The 14,634-nt window shown below is 72.2% G+C and carries 10 protein-coding genes and 1 pseudogene; 6 read left to right on the forward strand and 5 right to left on the reverse strand.

Annotated elements, in window-relative coordinates:
* Nucleotides 1-9: 9 nt before the first annotated feature.
* Together KUM49_RS40590 and KUM49_RS40595 are read right to left on the reverse strand one after the other, a co-directional pair.
* The gene (locus KUM49_RS40590) at nucleotides 10-192 is read right to left on the reverse strand and encodes a hypothetical protein (RefSeq protein WP_217241955.1); all 183 of its coding nucleotides are present in this window, start codon (nucleotides 190-192) and stop codon (nucleotides 10-12) included.
* Nucleotides 193-308: 116 nt separating this feature from the next.
* A pseudogene (locus tag KUM49_RS40595) lies at nucleotides 309-583 on the reverse strand (fatty acid desaturase); the annotation flags it as partial.
* 172 nt (nucleotides 584-755) lie between these two features.
* Here KUM49_RS40595 and KUM49_RS40600 point away from each other — a divergent pair.
* Together KUM49_RS40600 and KUM49_RS40605 are read left to right on the forward strand one after the other, a co-directional pair.
* On the forward strand, nucleotides 756-3,611 hold the full coding sequence (locus KUM49_RS40600) for a DEAD/DEAH box helicase (protein ID WP_217242149.1): 2,856 nt from the start codon (nucleotides 756-758) through the stop codon (nucleotides 3,609-3,611).
* Nucleotides 3,608-4,876 (forward strand): SWF or SNF family helicase, encoded by a 1,269-nt coding sequence (locus tag KUM49_RS40605; RefSeq protein ID WP_217241956.1) that lies wholly within the window; start codon nucleotides 3,608-3,610, stop codon nucleotides 4,874-4,876. Before KUM49_RS40600 ends, KUM49_RS40605 begins: the two co-directional genes overlap by 4 nt.
* A 164-nt stretch (nucleotides 4,877-5,040) precedes the next feature.
* Here the strand turns inward: KUM49_RS40605 and KUM49_RS40610 are convergent, their stop codons facing one another.
* The gene (locus KUM49_RS40610) at nucleotides 5,041-5,373 is read right to left on the reverse strand and encodes a hypothetical protein (RefSeq protein ID WP_254402540.1); all 333 of its coding nucleotides are present in this window, start codon (nucleotides 5,371-5,373) and stop codon (nucleotides 5,041-5,043) included.
* A 376-nt stretch (nucleotides 5,374-5,749) separates the two neighbouring features.
* On the reverse strand, nucleotides 5,750-6,916 hold the full coding sequence (xylA, locus tag KUM49_RS40615; protein WP_217241957.1) for a xylose isomerase: 1,167 nt from the start codon (nucleotides 6,914-6,916) through the stop codon (nucleotides 5,750-5,752).
* Between the two features lie 117 nt (nucleotides 6,917-7,033).
* Here xylA and xylB point away from each other — a divergent pair, with 117 nt between their 5' ends.
* The 4 genes from xylB (at nucleotide 7,034) to KUM49_RS40635 (ending at nucleotide 12,995) form a co-directional block, all read left to right on the forward strand.
* Nucleotides 7,034-8,479 (forward strand): xylulokinase, encoded by a 1,446-nt coding sequence (gene xylB, locus KUM49_RS40620; RefSeq protein ID WP_217241958.1) that lies wholly within the window; start codon nucleotides 7,034-7,036, stop codon nucleotides 8,477-8,479.
* Between the two features lie 96 nt (nucleotides 8,480-8,575).
* Entirely contained in the window at nucleotides 8,576-9,784 is a 1,209-nt protein-coding gene (locus tag KUM49_RS40625) for an ROK family transcriptional regulator (RefSeq protein ID WP_217241959.1), read from the forward strand.
* 266 nt (nucleotides 9,785-10,050) lie between these two features.
* Nucleotides 10,051-11,322 carry a GAF domain-containing protein gene (locus tag KUM49_RS40630; protein WP_217241960.1) on the forward strand — a complete coding sequence of 424 codons (1,272 nt, stop codon included), beginning with the start codon at nucleotides 10,051-10,053 and terminating at the stop codon, nucleotides 11,320-11,322.
* A gap of 149 nt (nucleotides 11,323-11,471) precedes the next feature.
* Nucleotides 11,472-12,995, forward strand: a complete 1,524-nt coding sequence (locus tag KUM49_RS40635) for an aldehyde dehydrogenase family protein (RefSeq protein ID WP_217241961.1) — start codon at nucleotides 11,472-11,474, stop codon at nucleotides 12,993-12,995.
* A 74-nt stretch (nucleotides 12,996-13,069) separates the two neighbouring features.
* Here KUM49_RS40635 and KUM49_RS50475 read toward each other — a convergent pair whose 3' ends face one another.
* Nucleotides 13,070-14,611, reverse strand: a complete 1,542-nt coding sequence (locus KUM49_RS50475; RefSeq protein WP_217241962.1) for a GGDEF domain-containing protein — start codon at nucleotides 14,609-14,611, stop codon at nucleotides 13,070-13,072.
* Between the last annotated feature and the right edge of the window lie 23 nt (nucleotides 14,612-14,634).

Consider the following 14,634-nt stretch of genomic DNA (forward strand, 5'->3'; position numbering starts at 1 on the left):
GGTGGTGCGTCAGCGGCCCAGCTCCTTTCGCGAGACGCGGCGCAGCCTGCGCCGCTGTGAGGGGTCCAGCGTGAGGTACGCGGCCGCAGGGACTCCCAGGACGATCAGGAGCGCGGCCCACCAGGGCAGCCAGATCAGCAGGATGAGCCCGACCGCCACACCTCCTGCGGCGATCTTCGCCTTCTTCGACATGTGCGTCGCCTCCTCCGCGGCCAGTGCCGCTCTCTGTCCAGAAAAACGGGTCCGCGCCTCTCGCGGTTCCGAACCGCGACCCTGAGACGCCCCTGAGACATCCCCGACGCGCGCCCCTACTCCCTCCGCAGGAGGTCGCCCGCCTGGTGCATGTGCTGCAGAGCCTGTCGGTAGGAGTCGACGAGCCCGTCTCCGCGTAAGGGATATCCAACTCCCGGCAGTGTGCGCGCACCAGTGGCCGGACGAGCCGCAGATGGGGGCGGGGCATGCTGGGAAGGAGGTGGCGCTCGATCTGGTGGTCGAGGCCGCCGAGAACCCAGTCGGTCACCGCACAGCCGCGAATGTTGCGCGAGGTGAGAACCTGCCGGCGCAGATGGCCCAACGGTTCGCCGCTGCAACCCCCGTGTGCGGCCGGGGCAGCACCGCTCGGAGAGCGGGCTGACGACACCCCCACAAAGAGTGGCACAGGTCACTTTCCTGCCTTGCCAGGTGGGGCGCGGCAGTGCTGTACCCTCGGCGGCCGACCTGGTAGTCAAATTTGAGGAATCGGCATCTCTGTGCAGATGATTTCCCCGGCACCATCGACCCAGATTCCCGAACTGGCTCGCTGTTGCGCCCTGTTCGTGCCCGGCGATCCGGCTCGCACCGGCCGTGTCGCCTTCTGGCGGCCCGACGGCGATGCCCCTCCCGCCCTGGCGGCGGGGACCGTCGAAGACCTCGCCGTCGCCCTGCCCGGCGACGACGGTGTCGAACTGGTGACCGTGCCGGCCCTCCTGCTGCCGGTGCGCGACGCGCTGCCGGCCCTCACGCGCGCGCGTGCCTGCGAACACGCACACCGCGCGTCCGCGTTCTGGGGCGCGGCCGCCGTGCTGGCCCTGCACCTCACGGCACGCGGCCTGCTGTTGCCCGGCCTCTCCCCGAGCGACCACGACGCCTGGCGCACAGGCCCTCTGAGGACGGCGGACGTGGAACACATCCGCCGGCTCGCCGCCGCGATGCCGCCCGAGGCGCACGCCGTGCCCCTGGACGGCGTCCGGCCCCTGCGCCTGCCCGACCCGGAGCGGCTGTTGCGCGCCTTCCTGGACGCGGTCGCCGACACGCTGCCCCGCTCTCCCGCGGCCCCCCTGGCGACCGGCGGGACCGCCTACGCGGCGCCGGAACCGCAGCACCTGCCCGAGCAGCGCCCGTGGGCCGCCGACGTCGCCGCGGGCCACGACGCGGGCGTACGGCTCTCGCTGCGGATCGAGGCACCCGGTCTGACCGAGGCTCGGGACGACACGGTGCTGCCGTTCCGGGCCGTGCTGCAGGTGCACAGCGTGAGCGACCCGACGCTCGTCGCGGACGCCGTCGAGGTGTGGACGGGTTCCGGCACGGCGGGCGAGGTGTTCGGCGCGGGTGAGCGGATGGACGCCCTGCTCGCGCTCCGCCGCGCCGCCCGGGCCTGGCCGCCGCTCGCGCCGCTGCTCTCGGCGTCCGTGCCCGACGCCCTCGAACTCGCCGACGAGGAGGTCACCGAACTCCTCGGGGAGGGGGCCCGCAGCCTCCTCGGCGCCGGAGTCGAGGTGCACTGGCCGAAGGGACTGGCCCGCGGGTTCACCGCCAGCGCGGTGGTCGGTCCGCCGGACGAGAAGACGGGGCCCTTCAAGGTCTCGGCGGCCACTCCGTCGTTCCTGTCCGCCGACGCGCTGCTCGCCTTCGACTGGCGGTTCGCGCTGGGCGGCCGGCGGCTCACCCGGGAAGAACTCGACCGGCTCGCCGAGGCCGACCGGCCCGTCGTGCGCCTGCACGACCAGTGGGTCCTGGTCGACCCCGAGGAAGTGCGCCGCGCCCGCGCCCGGCAGGACCGCAAGGTGACGCCCATCGACGCCCTGAGCGCCGCTCTGACGGGCTCCACGGAGGTGGACGGCCGCAGGGTCGACGTCCATCCCACGGGCTGGCTGGCGGCTCTTCGGGAGCGCCTCGCGGACCCCGAGGCGCAGGAGCCCGTCGCACAGCCCGCCGCGCTCGCCGCCACGCTGCGGGACTACCAGCGGCGGGGCCTGAGCTGGCTGGCCCGGACGACGTCGCTGGGGCTGGGCTGCTGTCTCGCCGACGACATGGGACTCGGCAAGACCATCACCCTGATCGCGTTGCATCTGCACCGGCAGATGGACGCCGAGTCCGCCGGTCCCACGCTCGTCGTGTGCCCGACGTCCCTGATGGGCAACTGGCAGCGCGAGATCGAGAGGTTCGCGCCCGGCACCCCCGTGCGCCGATTCCACGGGGCGCGCCGCAGCCTGGACGACCTGGCCGACGGGGAGTTCGTCCTCACCACGTACGGCACGATGCGCCTGGACGCCCGCCGGCTCGGCGAGGTGCCGTGGGGCATGGTCGTGGCGGACGAGGCCCAACATGTGAAGAACCCGTTCTCGGCGACCGCCAGGCAGCTGCGCTCGATCGGCGCACGCGCACGCGTGGCGCTCACCGGCACGCCGGTGGAGAACAACCTGTCGGAGCTGTGGGCGATCCTCGACTGGACGACTCCGGGTCTGCTGGGCCGGCTCGGCAGCTTCCGCACGCGGTACGCGCAGCCCGTCGAGGGCCGTCAGGACCCGGCAGCCGCGGAGCGGCTCGCCCGGCTCGTACGGCCCTTCCTGCTGCGTCGCCGCAAGTCCGATCCGGGAATCGCCCCGGAACTGCCGCCGAAGACCGAGACCGACCGTGCCGTGTCACTCACACCGGAACAGGCAGGCCTGTACGAGGCGGTGGTGCGCGAGACCCTCGCTGAGATCGCCGGCGCCGACGACATGGCCCGGCGCGGGCTGATCGTGAAGCTGCTGACGAGCCTGAAGCAGATCTGCAACCACCCGGCGCAGTTCCTCAAGGAGGAGAGGCCGACGATCGCCGGACGCTCCGGGAAGCTGGAGCTGCTGGACGAACTCCTGGACACCATCCTCTCCGAGGGGGCGAGCGTCCTCGTCTTCACGCAGTACGTGCAGATGGCCCGGATCGTCGAGCGACACCTGGCGGCCCGCGGCACGCCCTCGCAGTTCCTGCACGGCGGGACGCCCGTTCCCCGGCGGGAGGCGATGGTGCGGCGCTTCCAGGACGGTGAGGTCCCCGTCTTCCTGCTGTCGTTGAAGGCCGCGGGCACGGGCCTGAACCTCACCCGGGCCGAGCACGTCGTGCACTACGACCGCTGGTGGAACCCCGCGGTCGAGGCGCAGGCCACCGACCGCGCGTACCGCATCGGCCAGACCCGGCCCGTGCAGGTGCACCGGCTGATCACCGAGGGGACCATCGAGGACCGCATCGCCGACATGCTCGACCGGAAGCGGCAGTTGGCCGACGCCGTGCTCGGCGCGGGTGAGGCGGCACTCACGGAACTGACGGACAAGGAGCTGGCCGAGCTGGTCGAACTGCGAGGGGGCGCACGATGAACGCGTACGACCGTGACACGGAGCGCACGTTCGCCGCGCTGCCTCCCGCGCGCGTAAGGGGCTTCGCGCAGACGTGGTGGGGTTTGGCCTGGCTCAAGGCCCTGGAGGACACGGCACTGGACTCGGCGCAGGTGAAGGCGGGGCGCCGACTCGCGCGCGCGGGAGCCGTCGGCGCGGTGTCTGTGCGCCCGGGACGCATCATCGCGGTGGTACAGGACAGCGACGGCACCGCACACCGGGCCGACGTGCTGCTGGCGGAGCTGTCGGACGAGCAGTGGGAGCGCTTCCTCGACATGGCCGTCGAGCGTGCCGGGCACGTGGCGGCGCTGCTGGACCGCGACATGCCGCCCCACCTGGTCGAGGACGCGGCTGCGGCCGGCATCGAACTGCTGCCGGGCGTCGGCGATCTGGAGCCGGAGTGCGACTGCGACGCCTGGGACCACTGCGGACACACCGCGGCCCTGTGCCACCAGGTGGCGCGCCTGCTGGACGAGGATCCCTTCGTGCTGCTGCTGATGCGGGGCCGTTCCGAACGCGCCCTGCTGGACGCCCTCCAGAAGCGCAGCGCCGCGCCCGCCACGGTGGTCGCCGAACCGGCGGGCGTGGATGCCGCGCAGGCGTACGCCGCCGGGGAAGTCCTGCCGCCGCTGCCCGCTCCGCCCGGACTGCCCGAGGAGCCGGGCGTGCCGTCGGCCCTGGACACCGAGACCCCGCCCGCGCCCGGGATCGATCCGGCGGCCCTGGAGTTCCTGGCCGCCCGGACGGCAGTGGAGGCCCACCGCCTGCTCGGCGAGGCTCTACGGACCGGTCCCGGATCGCCTGTCGTCCAAGCGGAGCTGACGACGGCTCAAGATGCCGTCCGCCTCGCTGCGGGCGCCCCCGCCAAGGCCGTTCTGGACCGGCTGGCCGACGGGTCGGGACGCGGCCGGGAGCAGCTGGCCCTGGCCGTGCGGGCCTGGGGGCACGGGGGCCCTGCCGCGCTGGCGGTGTGCGAGGAGGAGTGGACCGTGGAAGGCGAAACGCTCGCACGCGTGCGTGCCGCCCTGGACTCGGCCTGGGACGAGGACGAACGGCCGACGCTGCGGGCGCAGGCCAACCGGTGGACGGTCGTCGACGCGCCCAGCCAGGTGCGTCTGGGGCGCGACGGCCGTTGGTGGCCGTATCGGAAGGAGGGCGGTCGCTGGGTGCCCGTCGGCGGGGCCGCCCAGGATCCCGCGACCGCGCTGGCTTCGGCGGAGGACGGCCCCGAGGAGGAAACCTCCTGAGCGAGATGGAGGGCGTCGCGCGCGTGAGCCCACGGCCCGCTCGCCCTCCGGTCGGGCCGTCCGTGCGGCCAGCACACGGCGCCCGACGTCGGTCCGCGGAGCCGCCGGTCTGCGGCGGGCGTCCATCTGCGGTGACGTCGGTGCGCGGCTGGCGCGGATTCCGGCTAGGGAAGGACGTCGCCGAGTGACGGGATCAGCGATTCGAAGTCGCTGGGGAAGTCGCTCGGCAGCTCGGTGGGGAACTGCGAGGGCAGATCGGTCGGCAGACTGCTGGGCAGCTCGGTCGGGAGACTGAAGGACGGCGAGGCGGCGCCGCTCGTGCCCGCGCTGCTCTCGGGGGGTGCCTTCTCGTCCGGCGAGTCACTGTTGCCCGACGCCATGAGGACCACCGCGGCGACGGCCACCGCGGCCGCGATCACGGCCAGGATGACGAACAACGGGTTTCGGCGTCTTGCCGGGCCGCCGGACGGCCCGCCCGGTGCGCCGGTGGGAGTCATCGGCTGGGTCGACGAGAAACCACCGTGTGAGGAGCCCTCGTACGAAGCCGAACCTCCGTACGGGGTCGGTCCATTGTGGCCGAAGCCTTCGGGAGGCGGTCCGAAACCGTCGCCCGGAGGCGGCGTGTCACCCGGTGGCCCGGGCGGCTGAGGCGGTACGGGCGGCATGGCCATAGCGACCAGAGTCGCCTCGAAGCGGTCACGGGCGCGAGCCCCGCGCGGAAGTTGATGCGGCCCCATGCCCTGGACCGCATGATTCCGGAACATTCCGCGCGGGATCGCTCAGAAGCCGAGGCCACTCAGAAACCGAGGTCACTGAGACCCCGAGGTCACTCGGATGCCGAGCACCCTCAGAAACCGAGGCACGCGCGTGCGGTCAGCCGCGCGCCCCCAGCAGGTGGTCCATCGCCAGCTGGTCGAGCCGCTCGAAGCCCATGCCGCGCGCGGCGGCCGACTCCACGTCGAAGTCCTCGAAGGCGCCGCGGTCGGCGAGAAGGGACTTCAGGCCGTCGGCCGCGGTGGGCTGGGCCAGCTCGTCCAGACGCGAGGTGCGCAGGGCCTCCTGGACCTCCGGGTCGGCACGGAAGGCGGCCGCGCGGTCCTTGAGGATGAGGTAGTTGCGCATGCAGCCCGCGGCCGACGCCCACACGCCGTCGAGGTCCTCGGTCCGCGGCGGCTTGAAGTCGAAGTGCAGGGGGCCGTCGTAACCGGCGTTCTCCAGGAGGTCGACCAGCCAGAAGGCTGCACGCAGGTCGCCGCCGCCGAAGCGCAGGTCCTGGTCGTACTTGATGCCGGACTGCCCGTTGAGGTCGATGTGGAAGAGCTTGCCCGCCCACAGGGCCTGCGCGATGCCGTGCGGGAAGTTCAGGCCGGCCATCTGCTCGTGGCCCACCTCCGGGTTGACGCCGTACAGCTCGGGACGCTCAAGGCGCTCGATGAACGCCAGCGCGTGGCCGACCGTGGGCAGCAGGATGTCGCCGCGCGGCTCGTTCGGCTTGGGCTCGATGGCGAAGCGCAGGTCGTAACCCTGCTCGGTCACGTACTCACCGAGGAGGTCGAAGCCCTCCTTCATGCGGTCCAGCGCGACGCGTACGTCCTTGGCGGCGCCGGACTCGGCACCCTCGCGCCCGCCCCAGGCGACGTAGGTCTTGGCGCCCAGCTCGGCCGCCAGGTCGATGTTCCGGATCGTCTTGCGCAGGGCGTAGCGGCGTACGTCGCGGTCGTTCGCGGTGAACGCGCCGTCCTTGAAGACGGGGTGCGTGAAGAGGTTGGTGGTGGCCATCGGCACCTTCATGCCGGTCGCGTCGAGGGCCTCCCGGAAGCGCTTGATGTGCGCCTCGCGCTCGGTGTCCGAGGACCCGAAGGGGATCAGGTCGTCGTCGTGGAAGGTCACGCCGTGTGCGCCGAGCTCGGCCAGGCGCTGCACCGTCTCGACCGGGTCGAGGGCACGCCGCGTGGCGTCGCCGAACGGGTCCCTTCCCTGCCAGCCGACGGTCCACAGGCCGAAGGTGAACCTGTCCTCAGGGGTGGGCTGGTAGTTCATGCCGCGGCTCCTTGCGTGCTGAGACTATTTCGTCATGGCCGTTTACAAATTAGTATGCGAACGCATCTCTGGGAAGACAGACCCCGCAGAGCCGCGGAAAAATTTAGGGAGAGCCCGATGTCAGCAGCCGAGGGTCCGCTCGTCGTCGGCGTGGACACGTCCACGCAGTCCACGAAGGCGCTGGTCGTCGACGTGGCGACCGGACAGGTCGTCGCGAGCGGTCAGGCGCCGCACACCGTGTCCTCCGGGGCGGGACGCGAGAGCGACCCGCGTCAGTGGTGGGACGCCCTGTGCGAGGCCCTGCGTCAGTGCGGGGACGCGGCGCGCGAGGCGGCCGCGGTGTCCATCGGCGGACAGCAGCACGGGCTCGTCACGCTCGACGCGCAGGGCGAGCCGGTCCGCCCGGCCCTGCTGTGGAACGACGTGCGCTCGGCGCCCCAGGCCCGGCGACTGACCGAGGAGCTGGGCGGCGCGAAGTTCTGGGCCGAGCGCACCGGCTCCGTGCCGGCCGCGTCCTTCACGGTGACGAAGTGGGCGTGGCTGGCCGAACACGAGCCGGAGGCGGTCCGGGCGACCAAGGCCGTACGCCTCCCCCACGACTACCTCACCGAGCGCCTCACGGGGCAGGGCACGACCGACCGCGGCGACGTCTCCGGGACCGGCTGGTGGGCCTCGGGCACGGAGTCGTACGACCAGGAGATCCTCGCCCACGTGGGGCTCGACCCCGCCCTGCTGCCCCGGGTGGTCCGGCCCGGTGAAGTGGCCGGCACCGTGCGCGACCGCCACGACCTGCCGTTCTCCAGGGGCACCCTGGTGGCTCCCGGCACCGGCGACAACGCGGCCGCCGCGCTCGGCCTGGGCCTGCGGCCCGGTACGCCGGTGATGAGCCTGGGCACCTCGGGCACGGTGTACGCCGTGTCGAAGCGCCGCCCCGCGGACCCGACCGGCACCGTGGCGGGCTTCGCCGACGCCCACGGCGACTGGCTGCCGTTGGCCTGCACCCTGAACTGCACCCTCGCCGTGGACCGTGTCGCGGCCCTGCTGGGGCTGGACCGCGAGGCCGTCGAACCCACCACCGGCGTCACCCTCCTCCCGTACCTGGACGGCGAGCGGACCCCCGCACTGCCGAACGCCTCGGGACTGCTGCACGGGCTGCGCCACGACACGACCGGCGGACAGCTGCTGCAGGCCGCGTACGACGGAGCCGTGCACTCGTTGCTCGGCGCGCTCGACCTGGTCCTCGACGAGGACGCGGACCGCTCGGCCCCGCTGCTGCTGATCGGCGGCGGCGCCCGGGGCACGGCCTGGCAGAACACCGTACGGCGGCTGTCCGGGCGCCCGGTGCAGGTGCCCGAGGCCAAGGAGCTGGTGGCGCTCGGCGCGGCGGCTCAGGCGGCCGGCCTGCTGACCGGCGAGGACCCGGCCGCGGTCGCCCGGCGCTGGAACACGGCCGCCGGGCCGGTGCTGGAGGCCGTCGAGCGTGACGAGGCGACGCTGGCCAGGATCGCCGGGGTACTCTCCGACGCGGCGCCGCTGCTGGAGCGGGGGACGGGAGACCACTGAGGGCGCCCCTGTGGCTGGCGGGCACCCTTCTCGTGACCATCGGCCGCCCCACCTGCGGGTGACCGTCGAACACACCGACCAAGGACGGACGGAGGCATGACCGCACCGCCGCACGAGGCCCACCCGGCCGGTCCCGGCCGTGCCCTGCCCGACACCCAGCAGGGCATGCGCCGCCGCAACCTCGCCCGGGTGATGCACACCGTCAGCGCCGAGGGGCCGCTGTCCCGTGCCGCCGTCGCCTCCCGCATCGGTCTGACCCGCGCCGCGGTGTCGACCCTCGTCGACGAGCTCATACGCTCCGGACTGCTGGAGGAGCTGGGCCCCGAGCGGCCCGGCCGGGTGGGCCGGCCTGGATCGGCACTCGCCGTCAGCGGGCACGGTCCCGCCGGGATCGGCGCCGAGATCGGCGTCGACCACCTCGCGGTCTGCGCGGTCGACCTGCGCGGTCAGGTGCGGTCCAGGGCCGTGCGGTACGGCGCGAACCGCGGCCGCGCCCCCGGTCCCGTGATCGAGGAGCTCGCCGGGCTGGTCCGCGCGGTGGTCGGGGAGGCGGAGCGCGAGGGGCTGTGGCCCGCGGGGCTCGCCGTGGCCGTGCCCGGGCTGGTGGCGCGCGACGCCCGCACCGTCGTACGGGCCCCGAACCTCGACTGGCACGACACGGACCTCGGCGCCCTGCTGCCGTCCGCCTTCCCGCTGGCCGTCGGCAACGAGGCAAACTTCGGTGCGCTGGCCGAACTCTGGCTCGGTGACGGCACCCCGCGCGACTTCCTGCACGTGTCGGCGGAGATCGGCATCGGCGCGGCGGTCGTGGTGGACGGACGGCTGCTGCACGGAACGCGCGGATTCGCGGGCGAGCTGGGGCATGTGCCGGTACGGCCGGACGGGCCGGACTGTCCGTGCGGCGGGCGGGGGTGTCTGGAGCAGTACGCCGGCGAGGAGGCGGTGCTGCGGGCGGCCGGTCTGGAGCCGGGCGAGGACCGCGTCGGGCTGCTCGCGGGGCGCGCCGCGGACGGTGACGAGAACGTACGGCGTGCGCTGCGCGACGCGGGAGAGGCGCTCGGTATCGCGCTGACCGGGGCGGTCAACCTGCTGGATCCGGTGGGCGTCGTGCTCGGCGGTGCGCTGGCCGGGCTCGCGCCGTGGCTGCTGCCGTCCCTGCGGGAGGAGCTGGCCCGGCGCACGGCGGGGCCGGCGTGCCCGGTGTCCGTGTCCCGGCTGGGTTCCGAGGGACCGTTGCTGGGGGCCGCGCACTCGGTGGTGCGGGGGGTCCTCGACGACCCGGCAGGCGTCGCCGAACGGGCGTGATTCCCTGCCGACTCCACCCCCCAAGCGGGTGAGGAGGTTTTCCACCATCGCGCCCTCGTCCACAGAAACACCGTGTGCGCCTCTGCTCAACCGGCAAGCCCCGTACGGTGATTCGCGAGAGGTGCGGCCTTCGTGTCACGTCGCCGGCGGGCGTCTGCCCCGGAGCGGCGGGGCCGCCTTTCGGATGAGCGCGGTCGAAACGGTTGTCCGGACGGGCACCCGGCGTGACGATGTCCCCGAGCGCATCGCCCTTCAGGGAGGCCGGTTTGAGCGATCCCTGGGTGGCCCTCGAGCCGGGGGCCGACCCCGCCGAGCGCGTGCGGATGCTGCGGCGCGCGCATGAGACGTTCACCGAGGCGGGCAGGGTGCCGCGGCCGGTGCGATCGGTGGTGGCCGACTCGTGGCGGCGTTCCGCGCGGGCCGGCGTCGGGCCCGACGGCACCGCGAGCGTGGAACTCATGGACGGGGACCTCGGCGCCTACCGAGCCGAGCATCCGCTGGCGCGGGTGATGCCGCTGTTCCGTGAGTTGCTGGGCACGTTCGCCTCCGACGGCGAGCACCTGCTCGCGGTGTGCGACGCGCACGGCAGGCTGCTGTGGGTGGAGGGCCATCCGGCCACTCGCGCACAGGCTGAAGGGATGAACTTCGTGCCGGGTGCCCGGTGGGCCGAGACGGCGGTCGGCACGAACGCGCCGGGTACGGCGGTCGCCGTCGACCGGCCGGTGCAGGTGTTCGCGGCCGAGCACTTCATCCGTCGGGTGCAGCCCTGGACGTGCGCGGCGGCGCCGGTGCACGATCCCCGTTCCGGGCGGGTGCTCGGTGCGGTGGACATCACCGGCGGGGACGGGCTCGCACATCCGCACAGCCTGGGTTTCGTGCAGGCCGTCGCGCGGGCCGCCGAGTCCCACCTGGCGCTGTTCGCACCCGAGGGGCCCGCCACCGACCTGGCCGAGCTGACCGCGCTGGGCCGCGACGAGGCGCTGTTGCACACCGCCGGCCGCACGATCAGGCTCAGCCGTCGGCACAGCGAGATCGTGGTGCTGCTGGCCCGCCATCCCGAGGGCCTGACCGGCGACGAGCTGCTGTGCGCGCTGTACGAGGACGAGTCGGTGACGCCGGTGACGCTGCGCGCCGAGTTGGCGCGGCTGCGCCGGGTGCTCGGCCCCGGCCTGCTCGCGTCACGGCCGTACCGGCTCACCGTGCCGGTCGAGTCCGATGTCGCGGTGCTGGAGCGGCGGTTGGAGACCGGTGCCGTCACGGCGGCGGCGACCGCGTATCCGGGCCCGCTGCTGCCGGGCTCCCAGGCCCCGTCGGTGGTCAGGCTCAGGCGTCGTCTCGCCGACGGACTGCGTACGGCGCTGGTCGCCCGCCGCGATCCCGACCTGTTGGCGGACTGGGCCCACGCCCCCTGGGGCGAGGACGACCTCGACGTATGGCAGGCACTCGCCGCGGTCCGGCCGACGGCGACGATCCGGGCCCGCCTCACCGGGCTCGAGTCGGAGCTGGCGGCGCCGACGGCACGCTCGTCAGGGCGCTGACCGAGGCCTCGTCGGCTGCCGGTGCCACGGCCGACCGCGCCCCCGTACCCGACCCCTGGTGCACGCAACGTACCTGCAACCTCGCGCTCTCTAACCTCGCGCCGAGAGCTGCCCAACGGCGGGCAGCGCTTCTGAAGGAGGCCGACAGCATGACCCGTTACGCGGCGCCCGGTACCGAGGGCGCGATCGTCTCCTACCAGGCGCGCTATGACCACTTCATCGGGGGCGAGTACGTGCCGCCGGCCCGCGGACAGTACTTCGAGAACCCGTCGCCGGTGAACGGGCAGCCGTTCACGGAGGTCGCACGCGGCACGGCGGAGGACGTGGAACGGGCCCTGGACGCGGCGCACGCGGCGGCGCCCGGCTGGGGCCGCACGTCGGTGACCGAGCGTTCCGGCATCCTGCTGAAGATCGCCGACCGCATGGAGGCCCACCTCGAACCCCTGGCCGTCGCCGAGAGCTGGGAGAACGGCAAGCCGGTGCGGGAGACGCTGGCGGCGGACATCCCGCTCGCCATCGACCACTTCCGCTACTTCGCGGGCGCGATCAGGTCCCAGGAGGGCTCACTGGGCGAGCTCGACGACGACACCGTGGCCTACCACTTCCATGAGCCGCTCGGCGTCGTCGCGCAGATCATCCCGTGGAACTTCCCTATCCTGATGGCGACTTGGAAGCTGGCCCCGGCCCTCGCGGCGGGCAACGCGGTCGTCATCAAACCCGCCGAGCAGACCCCGGCCTCCCTCCACTACTGGATGAGCCTGATCGCCGACCTTCTCCCGCCGGGCGTGGTGAACATCGTCAACGGCTTCGGCGCGGAGGCGGGCAAGCCGCTCGCGTCCAGCCCGCGGGTCGCGAAGGTGGCGTTCACCGGCGAGACCACGACGGGGCGGCTGATCATGCAGTACGCGTCGGAGAACATCAAACCGGTCACCCTGGAGCTCGGCGGCAAGTCGCCCAACATCTTCTTCGACGACGTCTGGGCGAAGGACGACGACTTCCGCGACAAGGCGCTCGAAGGCTTCACGATGTTCGCCCTCAACCAGGGTGAGGTGTGCACCTGCCCGTCGAGGGCCCTCATCCAGCGCGGCCACTACGCCGAGTTCCTGGAGGCGGCCGTGGCCCGCACCGAGCTGATCAAGCCGGGCCATCCCCTCGACACGGACACGATGATCGGCGCCCAGGCCTCCAACGACCAGCTGGAGAAGATCCTCTCCTATCTGGACATCGGCCGGCAGGAGGGGGCGAGGGTCCTCACGGGTGGGGAACGCGTCGAGTACGACGGCGAGTTGAAGGGCGGCTACTACGTCCAGCCGACGATCTTCGAGGGCGACAACCGCATGCGGATCTTCCAGGAGGAGATCTTCGGCCCGGTGGCCTCGGTGACGTCCTTCGACGACTTCGACGACGCGGTGAAAATCGCCAACGACACGCTGTACGGTCTCGGCGCGGGCGTGTGGACCCGGGACATCAACACGGCGTACCGCGCCGGCCGGGCGATCCAGGCGGGACGCGTCTGGACGAACTGCTACCACGCGTACCCGGCGCATGCCGCGTTCGGCGGCTACAAGCAGTCCGGCATAGGACGCGAGACGCACAAGATGATGCTGGAGCACTACCAGCAGACGAAGAACCTGCTGGTGAGCTACGCGCCGAAGAAGCTGGGCTTCTTCTAGGCGCCCGAAGTCAGGCGCCTGACGTGGTCTTAGCACCCGTCAGGCGCCTGTCGCCCAGCCGATTCACGACTCCGCTACGGCGATTCGAAGAACACGGCTTGGTTCTTGCCTGCGGTTTTGGCTCGGTACAGGGCGATGTCAGCGTCCCTCAGCGCTTCTGCCGGCGTGGTCGGCCTGGTGATGTTCCGTGCTCCGATGCTTGTTGTCACGTGAACCGAATGGCCGTGGGCGAGGATGAAGGAGTCCTTGAAGGAGTCGAGGATCCGCATGGTGTAGTCGTACAGTGCTCTCGCGCCCATGCCGTCCACGAGCAGTGCGAATTCGTCCCCGCCGAGCCTGGCCACGATGTCCTGCTCGCGGACCCTGCCTGTCAGCCGCCGTGCGACGTCAACGAGCAGTTCGTCGCCGGACGGGTGCCCCAGCGAGTCGTTGACTTCCTTGAAGCCGTCGAGATCGAGCATCAGCAGTCCGGCGGGGGAAGTGGCGGAGCACCGGCCGAGAGCGGATTCCAGGCGCTCGTCCAGCAGCGCTCGATTGGCCAGACCCGTCAACGGGTCGTGGGTCGCCTGATGGCTCAGCTGCTTTTGGAGCTCTTCCTGCTCTCGCAGTGATGCTGCGAGGCCGTGGGCCTGCGTCCGCGCTTCGGTGGCCCTGCTCTGGGCGTACTGGGCCAGGAACGCGATGCGCAGCACCAACAGCAGCGAAAGGGTCGCCAGCATGCCGACGATCACCGTGACGTTCACGGGCTGGTACCGGATACCCCCGACATTGGCCACCATGATCAACGGCCCCACCAGGATGAGCGCGGTCAGGATCGACAGTCGCCGCCGGGGCATGCTCTCATTGCCGTCCGACAGTTGTGCCGGACGGCCGACCGACTGGTGCAGCACCGCAGCCCCCAGCAGGAGGGACGAGACCATCCACCCCACTTCGGACACGTCCTCCGCGATCGCGGTCCCGGTCGTCGCCATCGTTCCGTAGTAGAGGCCGTCGGCGGCGAGGAGGGCCAGCAACCATCCGAGGCACAGAAGCAACGACGGAGTGCGCTTGCCCGTGGCGAGCATCAGCCGCGCGGCCACGGACAACAGCACCAGGTCGGCGACGGGATAGGCGATGGACACCGCGAGCGGCCACGCGGACAGCTCGCTGCGCAGGTAGGGGGCGATGATGAACGCCCACGACAGAATGCAGAACCCCAGGGTGACGATTGCCGCGTCCAGCAGCCCCGCCCAGTGCAGACGGCCTGTCTGCTGCCGGGCCAACGTCACCAGTCCCGCGGCGAACAACAGGTAGCTGCCCAGGTACAGCATGTCGGCCACACCCGGGAACGGAACGTCTGCGTCGCGGACCTGGTACATGCCCCAGATCGCGTCCGCCACCGTGTACGGCGCCATTGCCGCCGCGAGGAGACACCACGGAACGAACGACGGGGGCCTGTTCCTGGCGAGTCCCATTGCTATCGCGAAGACGACCGAGGCGGCCACCATCACGGGCAGCATGTAACGCGCTGAGGAGGAACTGACCAGATAGATGATGATGATCGTGGTCCCTGCCGCCGCATACACCCAGACCGCCGCATCACGGCGGGCGAGCGACAGGCCTTGAACCTTGCCCACAGATTGTCCTTCCCTCCTCTGGC

The organism is Streptomyces sp. AC555_RSS877 (assembly GCF_019049245.1).
Taxonomy (GTDB): Bacteria; Actinomycetota; Actinomycetes; order Streptomycetales; family Streptomycetaceae; genus Streptomyces.